Here is a 16,710-nt window from a genome sequence, read left to right as displayed (position 1 = left end):
GTCCTGAAGCGGGTGCGGTTGCGATGGCCCTGAATCTGGGCCTCGTGCCCGGCGGGCACCACCGGGCCGCACGCGGTGGCAGTCATGTGCCCGGCTCGGGTCTCGTGCGTCTCCGCACGCGAATGCTGCATCGAACGCATGATCGATGGAGAAACCGTGAAGAATTTCTTCGGTTCGCCGATCCGTCCGACCCGACAGCGCCCAAACCGGGCTTCCGCGGTGCGGGTTTCGCGGCCGCTCCGGGCCGGATGCGGCCGCGGACGGCTGGCCCATCGCCGCAAATCCCGCGATAAGCCGCCCGGCGGAGGGCAGGGCCTCGGCGGGAGGACGGCATGATCGCCAGGCAGGGCTTTTCGGGGCGCGGCGTGCGCAAGCGGCTCGGCGCGGGTCTCGTCGCCGTGGGGCTCGCCGTCGCCGGGGTGCAGCCCGGGCCGTCCGCCGCCGCGGACGCCCCCGCTCAGGGGCCCCTGACGGTGGCGAGCTACTTCTACATCGGCGGCCGCTACGAGCGCGTCGCCGACAAGACCGTGATGGTCGGCCAGATGTTCGTGCAGTCGCGGCGGCCGGCCACCGTCACGCAGCCCTGGCCGGTGGTGATGGTCCACGGCATCTCGCAGACCGGGGTCAACTTCCTCGGGACGCCGGACGGCCGGCCCGGCTGGGCCCAGCGCTTCGTCGAGAAGGGGTTCGCGGTCTACATCGTCGACCAGGTCGGCCGCGGCCGGTCCGGCACCAACCCGGAAGTCTACGGGCCCTACGCCCGGTTCTCGACCCGCGCCCTGGAGGAGACCTACACCGCCCAGGAGCTCTACGACCTGTTCCCGCAGGCCAAGCTCCACACCCAGTGGCCGGGCGGCCCCGGCGTGCAGGGGAACGCCGCCTTCGACCAGTTCTTCGCCAGCCAGGTGCCCTACCTCGCCGGCGCGCAGCAGACCGAGGAGCTGGTCGACCCGGCGCTGATTGCGCTGCTGGACAAGATCGGGCCGGCGGTGCTGGTCACCCACGGGCAGGCCGGGCTGTTCGGCTGGGCGGTCTCGGATGCGCGGCCCGACCTCGTGAAGGCCCACGTCGCGATCGAGCCGAACGGGCCGCCGTTCTTCGACGTGCGCCTGCGCGGCGGCAAGGACTTCTACGAGAAGGCGGGCGACGGGCGCGCCCGCGCCTACGGCATCACCCGCGTGCCGCTGACCTTCGACCCGCCGGTGACGTCGCCCGAGGATCTCGTGGTGATGCAGGCCAAGGCCCCGGCGGCCGAGGGTCGGATCCGCTGCTGGCTCCAGGGCGAGCCGGTGCGCCGGCTCCCGAACCTCGCCCGCGTGCCGGCGGTGATCGTGACCGCCGAAGCCTCGTTCCGCACCCCGGTCGACGACTGCACCACCGCCTTCCTCGCCCAGGCCGGTGCCAGGCCCGACAGCCTCAAGCTCGTCGACCAGGGCCTGCGCGGCAACGGCCACATGATGATGCTGGAAAAGAACAGCGACCAGGTCGCCGACGCGGTGATCGGCTGGATCGCCGCGCGCCCGCGCTGAGGCCGCCCGGGCAGAGAAGAGCAGGGCAGGGCACGCGGAGCGCCGGGGCCGGGATGGCGGTATCAACCGTGGCTTGCAGGCCACAGGGCGGGTGCATCCGTCCGCCGAGGCCTTGTGCGCGATCCGGCCCGGCCGTAACGAAGACCCGGAAAAGCTAGTAATAACATCAGTTTAGCATCATTCCAAACAACGTCGCGAAGCCGTTTTCGCAGCGATCGTCCCCTGCTGTCCGCATCCTGGCAAGGCCCTTCAGTCCCATGCGTCGTCCCGCCCCCCGCCCCACCCCGAACCCGCGTCGCCTCGTGCTAGCTGGCGCCTCGCTGATCGCGCTGGCGCCGTTCGTCCTGCCCTCGTCCGCGCAGGAGGCGACCGCGCCGCGCCGCGGCGTCGGCGAGCCCTCGGCGCAGGGCAGCGTGCGCCTGGAGGAACTGACCGTCGAGTCGCGCGACGGCACGGCGGCGCGCGTCGTGGTCCCGCGCGAGGATCCGCGCGGGCCGATCGACGGCTACGTCGCCAAGCGCACGCTGACCTCGACCAAGACCGACACGCCGCTGATCGAGACGCCGCAATCGGTCAGCGTGATCGGCCGGCAGCAGCTCGACGCGATCAAGCCCCAGCAGATCGGCGAGATCATCAATTATTCGGCCGGCGTGTTCGGCAACGCCTTCGGCCCGGATTCGCGGGTCGACTTCTTCCAGATCCGCGGCTTCACCGCGAGCGACACCGGCCTGTACCGGGACGGGCTGCAGCTGTTCAACTACGGCTTCGCCTCCTACAAGGTCGATCCGTTCGGGGTCGAGCGCGTCGACGTGCTGCGCGGCCCCGCCGCCGTGCTGTTCGGCCAGGGCGGCCCCGGCGGCCTGATCAACATCATCAGCAAGAAGCCCCCGCTCGAGCCGTTGAACTACGTCGAGGTCGGCGGCGGCTCGTTCGGCCAGAAGTACCTCGCCTTCGATTTCGGCGGCCCGGCCGACACCGAGGGCCACTGGTTCTACCGCCTGACCGGCATCGGCCGGCAGGGCGGCACGCAGGTGGACGGCCTCGACGAGAACCGCGGCTACATCGCGCCGAGCTTCACCTACAAGCCGGACGGCGCCACCACGCTCACCGTGCTGACGAGCCTGCAATACGACGACACCGGCCGCATCAACGCCTTCCTGCCCTACCAGGGCACGGCGCGCCCGGACGTGTTCGGCGCGCGCATCCCGCGCAGCTACAACGTCCAGGACAAGGACAACAACGTCTATCGCCGGACGCAGTACAGCCTCGGCTACGAGTTCGAGCACGTCTTCGACGACACGTGGACGTTCCGGCAGAACCTGCGCTACGCGTACAGCGAGTCCTACGACAACTCGTTCAGCATCAACGGCTACGCCGACCCGCTGCAGACGCAGCTGGCGCGCTACCGCTTCCGCGCCACCTCGCGGATCGGCGCGTTCAACGTCGACAACAACGCGGTCGCCCGGTTCGACGACGGCTTGTTCCGGCACACCTTCCTGGTCGGGCTCGACTACAAGAACGTGCAGCTGAACGACAACCAGGCGACGGGCGGCTTCGTCGGCCCGGCGGTCGCGAACTTCAACCTGCTGGCGCCGAACTACGGCTCGCCGACCGTGGCGGCGGCGCCCTACCTGGTCAACTACGACGTCTTCCAGCAGGTCGGTCTCTACGCGCAGGACCAGATCAAGCTCACGCCCGAGCTGACCCTGGTGCTTTCCGGCCGCGGCGACTTCACCTCGAACGAGGTCAACAACCTGCTGGCCAGCACCGTCACGCGCCAGACCGCCAACGCCGGCACCCAGCGCTACGGCCTGATCTACAACTTCGATTTCGGCCTGGCGCCCTACGTCTCCTACGCGAGCTTCTTCAACCCGCAGATCGGGACGAACTTCTTCAGCCAGCCGTTCAAGCCGACCACCGGCGACCAGTATGAGGTCGGCGTGAAGTACCAGCCGCCGGGCTACGACGCCTTCCTGACGCTGGCCGCCTTCGATCTGACCCTGGCCAACTCGCTGACGATCGACCCGAGCAACAACCTCAACCAGCTCCAGCTCGGCGAGACGCGCTCGCGCGGCTTCGAGGCGCAGTTCGTGGCCAACCTCACCCGCGACCTCAACGTCACCGCCTCGTTCACGACCTTCAACATCGAGGTCACCCGCGGCGACGTCGGGGTGATCGGCCGGGCGCCGACCGCGACCCCGGAGACTCTGGCCACCGTGTTCGCCGACTACACGATCCCGGGGGGCGAGTGGCGCGGCTTCGGCTTCGGCGGCGGCGCGCGATACGTCGGGCGCTCGTTCGCGGACACCGCCAACACCCTGACGGTGCCCGAGCGGGTGCTGTTCGACGCGGTGGTGCACTACACCCGCGACAATTGGCGCTTCGCGGTGAACGCTCAGAACATCGCCGACAAGCGCTACGTCTCGGCCTGCCAGTCGACGACGGCCTGCTTCTACGGCGAGGCCCGACGCATCACCGCGAGCCTGAGCTACAAGTGGTGAGCCTCCCGCGGGCGGCGCGCGCCGCCCGGGTCGACTGCCATGATCCTCGGCTCCCTACGATCCTTGCCCCGGCTCCTGCCGCGCCCGCTCGCGCAGCAGGTACTTCTGCACCTTGCCGGTGGAGGTCTTGGGCAGCTCCCCGAACACGATGGTCCGGGGCATCTTGTAGGCGGCCAGCCGCCCGCGGCACCACCGGATGAGGTCGTCGGCGCTGGCCGCGGCGCCGTCCCTGAGCTCGACGAAGGCGCACGGCGTCTCGCCCCACTTGTCGTCGGGCTTGGCGACGACCGCGGCGGCGGCGACCGCCGGGTGCTTGAACAGCGCGTCCTCGACCTCGATCGAGGAGATGTTCTCGCCGCCCGAGATGATGATGTCCTTCGAGCGGTCCTTGAGCTGCACGTAGCCGTCGGGGTGCTTCACGCCGAGGTCGCCGGTGTGGAACCAGCCGCCCCGGAACGCCGCCTCGGTGGAGGCCGGGTTCTTGAGGTAGCCGCGCATCACCACGTTGCCGCGCATCATCACCTCGCCCATCGTCCGGCCGTCCGCCGGCACCGATTCCAGGGTCTCGGGGTCGCGCACGTCGAGGCCCTCGAGCACGGGATAGCGCACGCCCTGGCGGGCCTTCCTGGCGGCCTGCGCGTCGGCCGGGAGGTCGTCCCACTCGGCGTGCCACGCGTTGACGACGGCCGGGCCGTAGCTCTCGGTCAGCCCGTAGAGGTGGGTGACGGCGAAGCCCGCCTCGCGCATGCCCGCCAGCACCGCCTCCGGCGGCGGCGCGGCGGCGGTGAAGAACGCGACCCGGTGGGGCAGGGGGCGGCGCTCGGCGTCGGAGGCGTTGATCAGCAGCTGCATCACGATCGGCGCCCCGCACAGGTGGGTGACGCCGTGCTCGGCCATTAGCGCGAACATCGCCTCGGCCCGGACCTGGCGCAGGCAGACATGGGTGCCGGCCACGATCGACAGCGTCCACGGGAAGCACCAGCCGTTGCAGTGGAACATCGGCAGCGTCCAGAGATAGACCGGGTGCTGCCCCAGGCTCCCGGTGACGACGTTGCCGAGCGCCAGCAGCGCCGCCCCGCGGTGGTGGTAGACCACGCCCTTCGGGTCGCCGGTGGTGCCGGAGGTGTAGTTCAGGCTGATCGCGTCCCACTCGTCGTCGGGCATCGCCCAGTCGTGCTCGGGATCGCCCTCGGCGAGGAACGCCTCGTAGTCGCGGGTGCCGAGGGCCTCGCCGGCGCCGGCATAGTGCGGATCGTCGTAATCGATCACCAGCAGGCTGCGCCCGGCCTGCGCCAGCGCGTCGCGCGCGACGCGCGAGAACTCCCGGTCGGCGACGAGGACCTTGGCCTCGCCATGATCGAGGCAGAAGGCCAGGGCCGCGGCGTCGAGGCGGGTGTTGAGGGTGTTGAGCACGGCGCCCGCCATCGGCACGCCGTAGTGGCACTCGATCATCGCCGGCGTGTTGGCGAGCAGCACCGCGACGGTGTCGCCCCGGCCGATCCCGTGGGCGGCGAGCGCCGAGGCCAGGCGGCGGCAGCGGGCGTAGAGCTCGGCATAGCTGCGCCGCAGGGGCCCGTGGATCACCGCGACCTGGTCGGGAAACACCCGCGCCGCCCGGTCGAGATAGCCCAGCGGCGTCAACGGCTGGTGGTTGGCCGGATTCCGGTCGAGGTCGCGGTCGTAGATCGTGTCGCGGCGCATGGCGGCCTCCCGGCGAGCAAGGCCCGGACAGTACCGCGCACGGCAGCGTGATCCAACGGCCTGCGGCCGCCCGGATCAGTGGTGGCGCTCGGCCCGGAGCTCGCCGAGGGAGCGCGGATCCTGCAGGAACTTGGCGAGCTCGAAGCCGATCTCGATCATCAGGCCGTCGATCAGCTTGGTCAGGTTCGCCTCCCCGAGGCCGTCGGCGAGGGCGCGGAGCGCGATGGCGTGCTCGGCCATGCGGTTCACGAGGCGCTCCGTCTGGCGCAGGTCCGCCGACCGGTTCTCGGTGAGATCGATCGCGATGCCCCGCCCCTGCGCCGTCCCGTCGACCGCATTGCGCTCGACGCGCCCGCGGATGAGGAGCTTGCGCACGCCCGCCGCCGATTCGACGGTCCGGAACTCGGCCTCGACCGGCCCGCCGATCTCGCCGGCCGCGTGCAGGCAGCTCTCGACCCGGCTGCGGTCCTCGGGATGGGTCCGCTCGAGGAACGTGTCGATCGATACCCCGCCGGCGGCGACCTCGGGATCGAGGCCGAGCAAGCCGGCGAAGTCGCCCGACAGCGTGAGACGCCCCGCCCAGTGATCGTGCACCCAGGCGCCGACGACGCCGGAGGCGTCGAGGACAGCCCGGAGCTCGTCGTTGGAGTGCGGGTTCGGAGCCTGTGCCATGCAACTCCTAAAGGCCGGCGGCAGCAAAAATAAACTTGAGGTACGATCGACGGACGGGATGGCGCCCTCGAAAAGCAATCTAAGGCATCGCTTCCTCTAAGAAAAGTGAGAACCGACAGGGAGCCCTCGAAAACAAACTTGAGGTTGGAAAAACCCTCCGCATCCCGGGTCTCGGGCCGCGTTCCGGAGCCGGCGGATGGCGAGCGGATGCCGGCCGGCCCGAGCCGGGGCCCGCCTCCGTTAACGGCCTCTTAACCATAATCGACGCGATATCGGGATCACGGCATCCCTGGGTCACAGGATCCTCGCCTTCGCGCGGAGCTCCCCGATTCTAGGTTGCCCGGAGCGCGTGCGCCGCAACTCCGGCTTTGGCCTGCGAACGGGACGGCGGCATGCCCGCGCCCGGCAGGACGCCGGATCGTGCCGCACCGCGACGCGCATGCGCGCGCTTTTGAGCCAAGGCAGCTTGAACCGAGGACCGGCCGATGAAAGCGATCACCTTCGTCACCCAGAAGGGGGGCAGCGGCAAGAGCACGCTCTGCATCTCGCTCGCGGTCGCCGCACAGGAGGCCGGCCGCTCGGTCTGCATCCTGGAGATGGACCGGCAGGCCACGATCTCCGACTGGCTCGACCACCGCACCGCGGAGGGCCCCGAGGTCGCGCAGATCGATGCGACGCAGATCGACGCCGTGATGACCCAGCTTCGGGACTCGGCCTACGACTACGTCTTCATCGACACGCCCGGCGTCGATTCCACCGGCACCCTCTCGGCGATCCGCGCCGCCGACCTCTGCATCATCCCGTGCCGGCCGACGCCCGCGGACCTGCGCGCGTTCAAGCCGACGCTCGCCGCCGTGTACCGGCTCGAGAAGAAGTTCGCCTTCGTCCTCAACCAGACGCCGCCGCGCTCCTACCGCATCCGCGACGCGGCCGACGGCCTCGCGGTGCTGGGCATCCTCCCCGACGTCAACATCGTGGCGCGCACCGACCACCAGGACGCGATCGGCGTCGGCCAGGGCGTCACCGAGTTCAACCCGAAGGGGCAGGCGGCGGGCGAGGTGCGCCGGCTGTGGTCCTGGATCGAGAAGCGCACGCAGGCGGGCAAGGTCGGATCGGGACAGGCGGTCTCGGGCAAGCCCGTTTCGGGCCAGATAGGATCCGGCAAGGCGGTGAAGCATGTCGAAGCCGCCTAAGCTCAATCTCGCCTCGATCGTCGCGGCCTCGGTGCCGGCCGCGCGCGCCGTGCCGCAGACCGCCGAGATCGTCCAGCTCGACCGCGGCGCGAGCCCGCCGAAGCGCGGGCCCGCCACCCTGAAGGAGCGCGCCCGGCAGATGTCGGTCTATCTCGAGCCGCCGGTCTACGACCAGCTGCGCGACCTCGCCTATGCCGAGCGCACCAAGATGCACGCGATCATGCTGGAAGCCCTCGACCTGCTGTTCAAGCAGCGCGGCGCCCGCTCGATCGAGCAGCTCTCGGAGCCGCTTCAGCGCTGAGGCTCCGCAACCGCACCGGCGAGATCACGGGTACGGGCCTTGCCCCCGCCCGGTCTCGCCGATCCGCGTGCGAGCGGTTTCTGAACGATTCTGGAACGCCTTGGCGCCGAACGCTCAAGCGATGCGGGAACGCGAAACCCTGTGAATCGCGGCGGTCGGACGGCGCGCGGCGCGTTCCGTTCAGGCTTCCTTTACGGCGTTCGGACAAGTGTCGGCTCGTTCGGTCGCCGCCCCCTTGTGCAGGGGGCGAGCCGGACGCCCCGGCGTGACCGCTCCCGTGCGGGCCGGACCTTCGGCACGTGGCGTACAGGCGGATCCGGTGGGCATGGCGCGTTCGACGCTTCTTCGAATCCCGGATTCGCGCCGCGGCCCGCTTCCCTTGCGGCGCCTGCTCGCGGTCTCGGCGATCGCGCTGGCCACCGCCAACTGCAGCACGAACCCGCAGAAGTTCGCCGGCCCCGCCGGCAACGGGCTCGACCCGAAATACGGCGTGAAGACCAGCCCGCGCCTCTACAACGAGGGCGACGTGATCCCGAAGGGCGGCGGACGCCGCTTCTCGGGCAAGCCCTACGTGGTCGCCGGCCGCACCTACGTGCCCAAGGAGGATGCCCGCGGCTACGTCCGCGAGGGCCTGGCCTCGTGGTACGGCGCCGCCTTCCACGGGCGGATGACCGCCAACGGCGAGGTGTTCGACCGCCACTCGATCGCCGCCGCCCACCCGACCCTGCCGCTGCCGAGCTACGTCCGCGTCACCAACACCGCGAACGGCTACTCGATGGTGGTGCGCGTCAACGACCGCGGCCCCTACCATGCCGACCGCGTCATGGACGTCTCGGAGGAGGTCGCCCGGGCGCTCGAGTTCCACAACAAGGGCACCGCGCACGTGCGCGTCGCCTATCTCGGCAAGGCCTCGGTCGCCGGCTCCGACGACCGCAAGCTCCTGGCAACGCTGCGCACCGACGGCGGGCCGGCGGGCGTGCGCACCCCGGTGATGGTGGCCGATCTCGGGCCCTCGGAGGAGCCGGAGCGGTTCTCGCGCACGACGCCGGCGCCGCTGGCGTTCAAGCCGGCACCGGAGCGCGAGGAGCGCGACGAGGCCCCCGCCCCGCATCCGGTGCGCGCGCCGATCGTGCTGGCGCGGGCGGCGGTGGCCGTGCCGGCCGCCCTGCAGCCGACGGCCGTGCGCGGCCAGGCGTTCCGGCCGGCGCCGGTGCGGGTGGCGGGGCTCAACCCGGCCGCGGAGCGCATGGCGACGGCCTCCGCGCCGATCGCCCGGCTCCCCGGCAAGGACGCGCCGGTCCGTCTCGCCGCGACTTCGCCCGCGACGCGCACGGCCCAGGCCGTGCCCGCACGGGTGCCGGCGGCCCGGCCGGGCTCCGTCCCGCCCGCGATGCCGCCCTCGGCCAAGCTCGCGCTGGCCCGGCTCACGGGCGCCGCGGCCCCGAGCGACAAGAGCTCGGGCGACAAGGGAACGGCCCGCGCAGTCGTGAAGAGCCGCGTCGACCTCGCCGCGAAGCCGCCCGGCAAGCCTGCCGACAAGCGCGGCGCGCGGCTCGCCGGGATCTACTGACGAGCCGGCGCCGTCCCGTCCTGGCGGAGCCCGGTCGTCCGCAAGACGACCGTCGGTCCCGCGGTCGCGGGGAGGGCCGGCGGGCCGGGACCGACCCCCTGCGTATCCCTGCGGCCGGGGGATCGTTCAAGTCCCGGCGATCTCGGCCCGAAGCAACCTCGGATCGTAGAAGAACCCGCATCGGTCGGTGCGCGGGCAGGTGCGCTGCGTCATTTCGCATTCGATCCGGCGCGGAAACCGTAATATGGTCACGCTTGTTATCCGAGGCGGGATGTTCGCGAGCGTGGCGGCCCGGCCGCACGGGAGTTTTTGATGCGCAGGACCTGGGTCTTCCTTCTGGCGGCGGCCTGCGCGCTCGCAACGCCGGCCCGCGCGCAGGTCTTCCAGACCGCGGCGCCGCACGCGATCCTGGTCGACGCCGATTCCGGCTCGGTGCTGTTCGAGAAGGCGGCCGACGAGCCGTTCGCCCCGGCCAGCATGGCCAAGCTGATGACCACCGACATCGTGTTCGACGCCCTCAAATCCGGGCGGCTGACGATGGAGACCGAGTTCACGGTGACCGAGGACGCGTGGCGCCGGGGCGGGGCGGGGGGCGGCGGCTCGTCGATGTTCGCCCAGGTCAACAGCCGCATCAAGATGCAGGACCTGCTGCGCGGGCTCGTGGTCCAGTCGGGCAACGACGCGGCGATCACGATCGCCGAGAACATGGCCGGTTCCGAGGAGGCCTTCGCCGCCATCATGAACCAGCGCGCGAAGGAGATCGGGCTGACGCGCTCGACCTTCCGCAACGCCACCGGCTACTCGGCGCCCGACCAGCGGGTCACCGCGCGCGACATGGCCAGGCTCGCCGCGCACATCATCGACACCTACCCGGACCTGTACAAGATCTTCTCCGAGCGCGAGTTCACCTGGAACAAGATCAAGCAGCAGAACCGCAACCCGCTGCTCGCCCTCGACATCGGCGCCGACGGCCTCAAGACCGGCTACCTCGAGGAATCCGGCTACGCGCTCACCGGCTCGGCGGTGCAGAACGGCCAGCGCCTGATCATGGTGATCTCCGGCCTCAAGACCGCGCGGGACCGTGCGGCCGAGGCGCGCAAGCTGATGGAATGGGGGTTCCGCGCCTTCGAGCCGCGGCAGGTGTTCACCCCCGGCGAGACGGTGGCCGAGGCCTCGGTGTTCGGCGGCGCGTCGGGATCGGTGCCGCTGGTCGCCAAGAAGCCGGTGCGGGTGCTGCTGCCGCGCGGCTCCTCCGATCGCGTGACGGCGCGCGCCGTCTACCAGGGGCCGCTGGTCGCCCCGGTGGAGGAGGGCCGCGAGGTCGGCCGCCTGAAGATCATGCGCGGCGATGCGGTGGCGCTCGACCAGCCGCTCTATGCCGGCGCCTCCGTCGAGGCCGGCACCATCCAGCAGCGCGCGATGGATGCCGCGCTCGAGTTCGGCACCGGCCTCGTCCGCCGCGCCTTCGACAAGGCGGGCAAGGGCGAGAAAGCCGGCGACAAGCCTGGCGAGAAGGCCGCCAACCCGTCGTGAGGACCGAGAGGCGCGGCCCCATGCTGCCACCACCGCTTCGGCAGCCATGACCGCTTCGACCCCGACCGCTTCGACACCTCGCGGCGTCTTCATCACCTTCGAGGGCGGGGAGGGCGCGGGCAAGTCGACCCAGGTGGCCCGCCTCGCCCGGACGCTCGGCGCGCACCGCACGGTCACGACCACCCGCGAGCCCGGCGGCTCGACCCGCGCCGAGGAGATCCGCACGGCGCTGCTCGCCGGGGTCGCCAAGCCCTACGGGCCCTTCGCCGAGGCGCTGCTGTTCTCGGCCGCCCGCATCGACCACCTCGACCGCCTGATCCGCCCGGCGCTGGCCTCGGGCGAGGTCGTGCTGTGCGACCGCTTCATGGATTCGACCCGCGCCTACCAGGGCGCCGCCGACGGTCTCGATGCGGAAGCCGTCGCGGCGCTCGAGCGGGTCGTCGTCGGGCCGACCCGGCCCGACCTCACCCTGATCTTCGACCTCGACCCCGAAATCGGCCTGGCCCGTGCGCGGGCGCGGGCGGCCGGGCAGGGGGCACAAGGGGCGCAGGCCGCACCGGACCGCTTCGAAGCCGAGGCGCTGGCCTTCCACGCCCGCCTCCGCGATGCCTTCCGGGCGATCGCGCAGGCCGAGCCGGCGCGCTGCGTCCTCGTCGACGCGGCGCGCGATCCCGATGCCGTCGCGGACGCGGTCCGCGCAGCGGTCGCCGGCCGCCTGCCCGGCCTCCTTGCCGACACCGAAGGCCGCACCGATGCCGCCTGATCGCGCCCCCGACGACGTCGAGCCCGGCGACCTTCCCGGCATCGTCCGCCCGCGCGAGACGCTGCGCCTCGTCGGCCATGCCGAGGCGGAAGCGGCCTTCGCCGAGGGCATCGCCTCGGGCCGCCTGCACCATGCCTGGCTGATCGGCGGCCCGGCCGGCGTCGGCAAGGCGACCCTGGCCTACCGCGTCGCCCGCCGCCTGCTCGCCGACCCCGACGGGGTCTCGCGCGCGCCCGGCCTCGACATCGCCGCGGGCGATCCCGTGACGGCCAAGATCGCGGCGCTCTCGCACCCGAACCTCGTGGCCCTGCGCCGCCACCGGGTGCCGACCGCGAAGACGCTGCCGACCAAGATCCCGGTCGACGCGGTGCGCAAGGCGCTCGAGCTGTTCGGCTCCACCGCGGGCAATGCCGGCTACCGCATCTGCATCGTCGACAGCGCCGAGGACCTGAACGCCAACGGCGCCAATGCACTGCTGAAGATGCTGGAGGAGCCCCCGCCCCGCGCGCTGTTCCTCATCGTCAGCCATGCGCCGGGCCGGCTCCTGCCGACGATCCGCTCGCGCTGCCGCGCCCTCGCGCTCCGGCCCCTGGACGCGGGCGCCGTGGCGGCGGTGGTGTCCGGCTTCCCGCCGCCGTTCCCGGCGCCCTCCGCCGAGGCGCTCGCCCGGGCCGCCGACCTGTCCGAGGGCTCGGTGGCGCGCGCCGTCGCGATGCTCGATCCGGCGATGCAGGGGCTGGTCGCCGAGATGGAGACCCTGCTGTCGCGCGCCGACCATCCCGATTGGGGCCGCGTCCTCAAGCTCGCCGACAAGCTCGCCGGGCGCGAGGCCGAGCCCCTGTTCGCGGCCGGCCTGGAGACCGTCGAGCGCTTCGTCTCGGCCGAGCTCCACCGCCGGCGGGCGGAGCCGCCGGCGCGCCTTGCGGCCCTGGTCGAGGTGTGTGAGAAGTTCGGCCGTACGGCGCGCGAGGCCGCGACCTACAATCTCGATCGCCGGCCCGTGGTCCTGTCGCTGTTCGCGGACCTCGCGGGCGCCGTGCGGACCGGCTAGAGCATCGTCCCGAACGGTGCCGGTTCGGCGCCGGCGAACGCGCACGACGCCGCGCCGGAACGGCGCCGATCCTGCAGAGCCGCGTATCCGGGAATGTCCGACGTGACCGCCAAGACGAACAGCACCAAGACCTTCAGCATCACCACGGCGATCTCGTACCCCAACGGCGCGCCGCATATCGGCCACGCCTACGAGGTGGTCGCCACCGATGCGATCGCGCGCTTCAAGCGCCTCGACGGCTACGAGGTGCTGTTCACCACCGGCACCGACGAGCACGGGCTCAAGATCCAGCAGACGGCGTCGCGCGCCGGCACCACGCCGCGCGCCTTCGTCGACGGCATGGCGGCCCGGTTCCAGGCGGTGGCCGACCGGCTCGACTGCGCCTACGACCGCTTCATCCGCACGACGGAGCCCGCCCACACCGCCGCCGCGCAGGAACTGTGGCGGCGGATGGAGGCCAACGGCGACATCTACCTCGACACCTATGCCGGCTGGTACTCGGTCCGCGACGAGGCCTATTACGGCGAGGACGAGACCCGCCTCCTGGAGGACGGCACCCGCCGCTCGCTCGCCACCGACACGCCCGTCGTGTGGATGGAGGAGGAGAACTTCCTGTTCCGGCTCTCGGCCTACGCCGACCGCCTGCTCGCCCTCTACGACGCGCAACCGGACTTCATCGGCCCCGAATCGCGGAAGAACGAGGTCGCGAGCTTCGTGCGCTCCGGCCTGAAGGACCTGTCCGTCAGCCGCACCACCTTCGACTGGGGCGTGCCGGTGCCCGACCGGCCCGGCCACGTCATGTACGTCTGGGTCGACGCGCTGACGAACTACCTCACCGTCACCGGCTTCCCCGACGAGGCCGACGAACGGCGGAAATTCTGGCCGGCGGACCTGCACGTCATCGGCAAGGACATCGTCCGCTTCCACGCGGTGTACTGGCCGGCCTTCCTGATGTCGGCCGGGCTGCCGCTCCCGAAGCGCGTCTTCGGTCACGGCTTCCTGCTCTCGAAGGGCGAGAAGATGTCGAAGTCGCTCGGCAACGTCCTCGACCCGATCGACCTCGCCGACACCTACGGCGTCGACGCCGTGCGCTACTTCGTGCTGCGCGACGTGCCCTTCGGCGGCGACGGCAGCTACAGCCACGAGGCCATCATCACCCGCATCAACGCGGACCTCGCCAACGACCTCGGCAACCTCGCCCAGCGCTCGCTCTCGATGATCGCCAAGAACGTGTCCGGAGCGGTCCCGGAGCCGGGTGCCTTCACCGAGGCCGACCGGACACTGCTCGCCGCCGCCGACGCGCTGCCGGCGCGGGCGCGGGCGCTGATGGACGACCTCGCGCTCCATTCCATCCTCGCCGAGATCTGGGCGGTGGTGGCCGACGCCAACCGCTACTTCGCGGCGGAAGAGCCGTGGAAGCTGAAGAAGACCGATCCGGAGCGGATGGGCACCGTGCTCTACGTGACCGCGGAGGTTCTGCGCGCGGTCGGCATCCTGGTGCAGCCCTTCGTGCCGCGCTCGGCCGCGAGCCTGCTCGACGTGCTGGCGGTGCCGGCCGACCGGCGCCTCTTCGCCGACGTGGGGGAGGGCGGCCGCCTGACGCCCGGAACGCCGCTGCCGGCGCCGAGCCCGATCTTCCCGCGGTTCGAGAAGCCCGAGGCACCGGCTGCGTGAGCCGGCCGTTCCCGCCACACCGAACCCCTCGCCCAGGCTCCCGGACCGCATGCTCATCGACAGCCACTGCCATCTCGACTTCCCCGACTTCTCCGCCGACCTCCCGGGCGTGATCGCCCGGGCGAAGGCCGCCGGCGTCGGCCGGATGCTCACGATCGCGACGCGGGTCGCCAAGGCCGACACCTATCGCGCCATCGCCGAGGCGCACCCGGAGGTCTGGTACACGGTCGGCACCCATCCGCACGGCGCGGCCGAGGAGCCGGACGTCGCGCCCGAGACCATCGCGGCGCTGACCGACCACCCGCGCTGCATCGGCATCGGCGAGGCGGGGCTCGACTACCATTACGAGGACGCGGCGCCCGAACCGGTTCAGGAGCGGGTGCTGCGCGCCCACATCGAGGCCGCCCGCGCGACCGGGCTGCCGCTGGTGATCCACGCCCGCGACGCCGACGCCCACATGGAGCGGGTGCTGACCGACGAGATGGGCCGCGGCCGGTTCTCGGCGGTGCTGCACTGCTTCTCGTCGGGCGCGCGGCTGGCCGAGACGGGCGTCGCGCTCGGCCTCTACGTCTCGTTTTCCGGGATCGTCACCTTCCGCCGCTCGACGGCTCTGCGCGACATCGCCCGGCAGGTGCCGCCCGACCGCATCCTGGTCGAGACCGACGCGCCGTTCCTCGCCCCCGAGCCGCATCGCGGCCGGACCAACGAGCCGGCCTACACCGCCGACACCGCCCGGTCGCTGGCCGGGACCCTCGGCCTCGAAGCGGAGGCCTTCGCCCGCCTGACCACCGCGAACTTCCATCGCTTGTTCGCCAAGGCGGACCTGAAGGCAGGCCCGTCCGCGTGACAACCGGCGCCGTCCTCGGATACCACCCGAGCGGGAGGTCCGGATGGCGACGCTGACTCTGCGCATCCTCGGTTGCGGCTCGTCCGGCGGCGTGCCCCGCGTCGGCTACGGCTGGGGCGCCTGCGACCCGCACGACCCGAAGAACCGACGCCGGCGCTGCTCGATCCTCGTCGAGCGCCGGGAGGGCGAGGCCGCCACGACGCTGCTGATCGACACCTCCCCGGACCTGCGCGAGCAGCTGCTCGATGCGGGGGTGACGCGCCTCGATGCGGTGCTGTTCACCCACGCCCATGCCGACCACACCCACGGCATCGACGACCTGCGCCCCCTGGTGATCCAGATGCGCGCGCGCATTCCGGTCCATGCCGATACGCTCACGAGCGACCTGCTCCGCGCCCGCTTCGGCTACTGCTTCAAGACGCCGCCGGGCAGCGCCTACCCGCCGATCCTCGACCTTCGCGATCTGCCGATCCACGAGATCGTCGCAGTCCGCGGGGAGGGCGGGGCGATCGAGGCGGAGGCGCTGCCGGTCGAGCACGGCAACGAGGCGGCCCTCGGGTTCCGCCTCGGGCCGGCCGCCTACATCCCGGATCTCAGCCTCCTGCCCGAGGCGAGCCGGGCGCGGCTCCACGATCTCGACCTGCTGATCATCGACGCCCTGCGCGAGACCCCGCACCCGACCCATTACTCGGTCTCGGAGGCGCTGGCGTTGATCGCGGACGTGCGCCCGCGCCGCGCGATCCTCACCAATCTCCACACCGACCTCGACCACGCGACGCTGGCGGCCAAGCTGCCGCCCGGCGTGGTGCCGGCCTATGACGGCCTGACCGTCACCCTCGATCTCGATCGGCCCGCGCGGGCGTACGGGGATTGAACCGGTGCCGGGTTGGACGCGCGCCTGACGGTCGCGCGATCGGCGGCAGATGGCTGAGCTCGGGCCACCTGCTCGGGCGATCGCCCGGCCGGCCGGCCGGCCGACTGACGTCGATGTCGTGCCGAACGCCTCCGCGGTCCAGTTTCGCGAAGACCCCGTGATCGCACCGTCAAAGGGGTTCGGCAGGCTTCCCATCCGCGCGGACGGTGGCCCGACGCCTGCCGTCCGAGAGCCGCAGCCACTGACGCGCGAAGAGGACGGGTGGGGATGAGTCGACTTCCCGGAGAGGCCTGCCGTCGTCGCCGGAACCCGGGAGGACCGCGTCACACGCCTGTCGCGGATTTTATGGATTTCTCCGCATTTGGCTGTTGACGGGCTGCTGGGTGGTCCGTATACCCCTGTTCATCGAGACGGGGCGGCGGCGACGCGGTTCTGGACTTGGTCCACCGACATGACGAGCGATGGGGCAGCTGGCGAGAGCCGGGTGGCCTGGTGTTTGTG

The 16,710-nt window shown here is 71.6% G+C and carries 13 protein-coding genes; 11 read left to right on the top strand and 2 right to left on the bottom strand.

Annotation, left to right across the window (positions count from 1 at the left end):
• Window positions 1-332: 332 nt before the first annotated feature.
• The gene (locus tag MKK70_RS03825) at window positions 333-1,529 is read left to right on the top strand and encodes an alpha/beta hydrolase (RefSeq protein WP_147844607.1); all 1,197 of its coding nucleotides are present in this window, start codon (window positions 333-335) and stop codon (window positions 1,527-1,529) included.
• 257 nt (window positions 1,530-1,786) lie between these two features.
• Window positions 1,787-4,030 carry a TonB-dependent siderophore receptor gene (locus tag MKK70_RS03820; protein WP_243945899.1) on the top strand — a complete coding sequence of 748 codons (2,244 nt, stop codon included), beginning with the start codon at window positions 1,787-1,789 and terminating at the stop codon, window positions 4,028-4,030.
• Window positions 4,031-4,084: 54 nt separating this feature from the next.
• Here MKK70_RS03820 and MKK70_RS03815 read toward each other — a convergent pair whose 3' ends face one another.
• Window positions 4,085-5,731, bottom strand: coding sequence for an acyl-CoA synthetase (locus tag MKK70_RS03815; protein WP_243945897.1), 1,647 nt, complete (start codon window positions 5,729-5,731; stop codon window positions 4,085-4,087).
• 75 nt (window positions 5,732-5,806) lie between these two features.
• A complete protein-coding gene (locus MKK70_RS03810; protein ID WP_243945895.1) occupies window positions 5,807-6,403 on the bottom strand; it encodes a PAS domain-containing protein in 597 nt (198 codons plus the stop codon).
• Window positions 6,404-6,888: 485 nt separating this feature from the next.
• Here MKK70_RS03810 and MKK70_RS03805 point away from each other — a divergent pair, with 485 nt between their 5' ends.
• The 9 genes from MKK70_RS03805 to MKK70_RS03765 all read left to right on the top strand — a co-directional run bounded on the left by MKK70_RS03805 (window position 6,889) and on the right by MKK70_RS03765 (window position 16,209).
• Complete coding sequence (locus MKK70_RS03805; RefSeq protein WP_147727997.1) at window positions 6,889-7,596, top strand: ParA family protein; 708 nt, start codon at window positions 6,889-6,891, stop codon at window positions 7,594-7,596.
• Window positions 7,580-7,897, top strand: coding sequence for a ribbon-helix-helix domain-containing protein (locus MKK70_RS03800; RefSeq protein WP_147727996.1), 318 nt, complete (start codon window positions 7,580-7,582; stop codon window positions 7,895-7,897). Before MKK70_RS03805 ends, MKK70_RS03800 begins: the two co-directional genes overlap by 17 nt.
• Before the next feature lie 325 nt (window positions 7,898-8,222).
• Complete coding sequence (locus MKK70_RS03795) at window positions 8,223-9,467, top strand: septal ring lytic transglycosylase RlpA family protein (RefSeq protein ID WP_243945893.1); 1,245 nt, start codon at window positions 8,223-8,225, stop codon at window positions 9,465-9,467.
• A gap of 312 nt (window positions 9,468-9,779) precedes the next feature.
• Window positions 9,780-11,000: a D-alanyl-D-alanine carboxypeptidase family protein gene (locus tag MKK70_RS03790; RefSeq protein WP_243945891.1), complete on the top strand. Its 1,221-nt coding sequence runs from the start codon at window positions 9,780-9,782 to the stop codon at window positions 10,998-11,000.
• 46 nt (window positions 11,001-11,046) lie between these two features.
• On the top strand, window positions 11,047-11,763 hold the full coding sequence (gene tmk / locus MKK70_RS03785; protein ID WP_243945890.1) for a dTMP kinase: 717 nt from the start codon (window positions 11,047-11,049) through the stop codon (window positions 11,761-11,763).
• Complete coding sequence (locus tag MKK70_RS03780; RefSeq protein WP_243945889.1) at window positions 11,753-12,814, top strand: DNA polymerase III subunit delta'; 1,062 nt, start codon at window positions 11,753-11,755, stop codon at window positions 12,812-12,814. The genes tmk and MKK70_RS03780 overlap by 11 nt, the downstream gene beginning before the upstream one ends.
• Window positions 12,815-12,907: 93 nt before the next feature.
• On the top strand, window positions 12,908-14,488 hold the full coding sequence (gene metG, locus MKK70_RS03775) for a methionine--tRNA ligase (protein ID WP_243938430.1): 1,581 nt from the start codon (window positions 12,908-12,910) through the stop codon (window positions 14,486-14,488).
• A gap of 49 nt (window positions 14,489-14,537) precedes the next feature.
• Window positions 14,538-15,335: a TatD family hydrolase gene (locus tag MKK70_RS03770; protein ID WP_243945886.1), complete on the top strand. Its 798-nt coding sequence runs from the start codon at window positions 14,538-14,540 to the stop codon at window positions 15,333-15,335.
• 43 nt (window positions 15,336-15,378) lie between these two features.
• Window positions 15,379-16,209, top strand: coding sequence for an MBL fold metallo-hydrolase (locus tag MKK70_RS03765; protein WP_243938473.1), 831 nt, complete (start codon window positions 15,379-15,381; stop codon window positions 16,207-16,209).
• Window positions 16,210-16,710: the final 501 nt, after the last annotated feature.

The organism is Methylobacterium sp. E-041 (assembly GCF_022829665.1).
Lineage (GTDB): Bacteria > Pseudomonadota > Alphaproteobacteria > Rhizobiales > Beijerinckiaceae > Methylobacterium.
The sequence above is the reverse complement of the archived record's forward strand: the minus strand, read 5'-3'. Positions and strand labels throughout refer to the sequence as shown.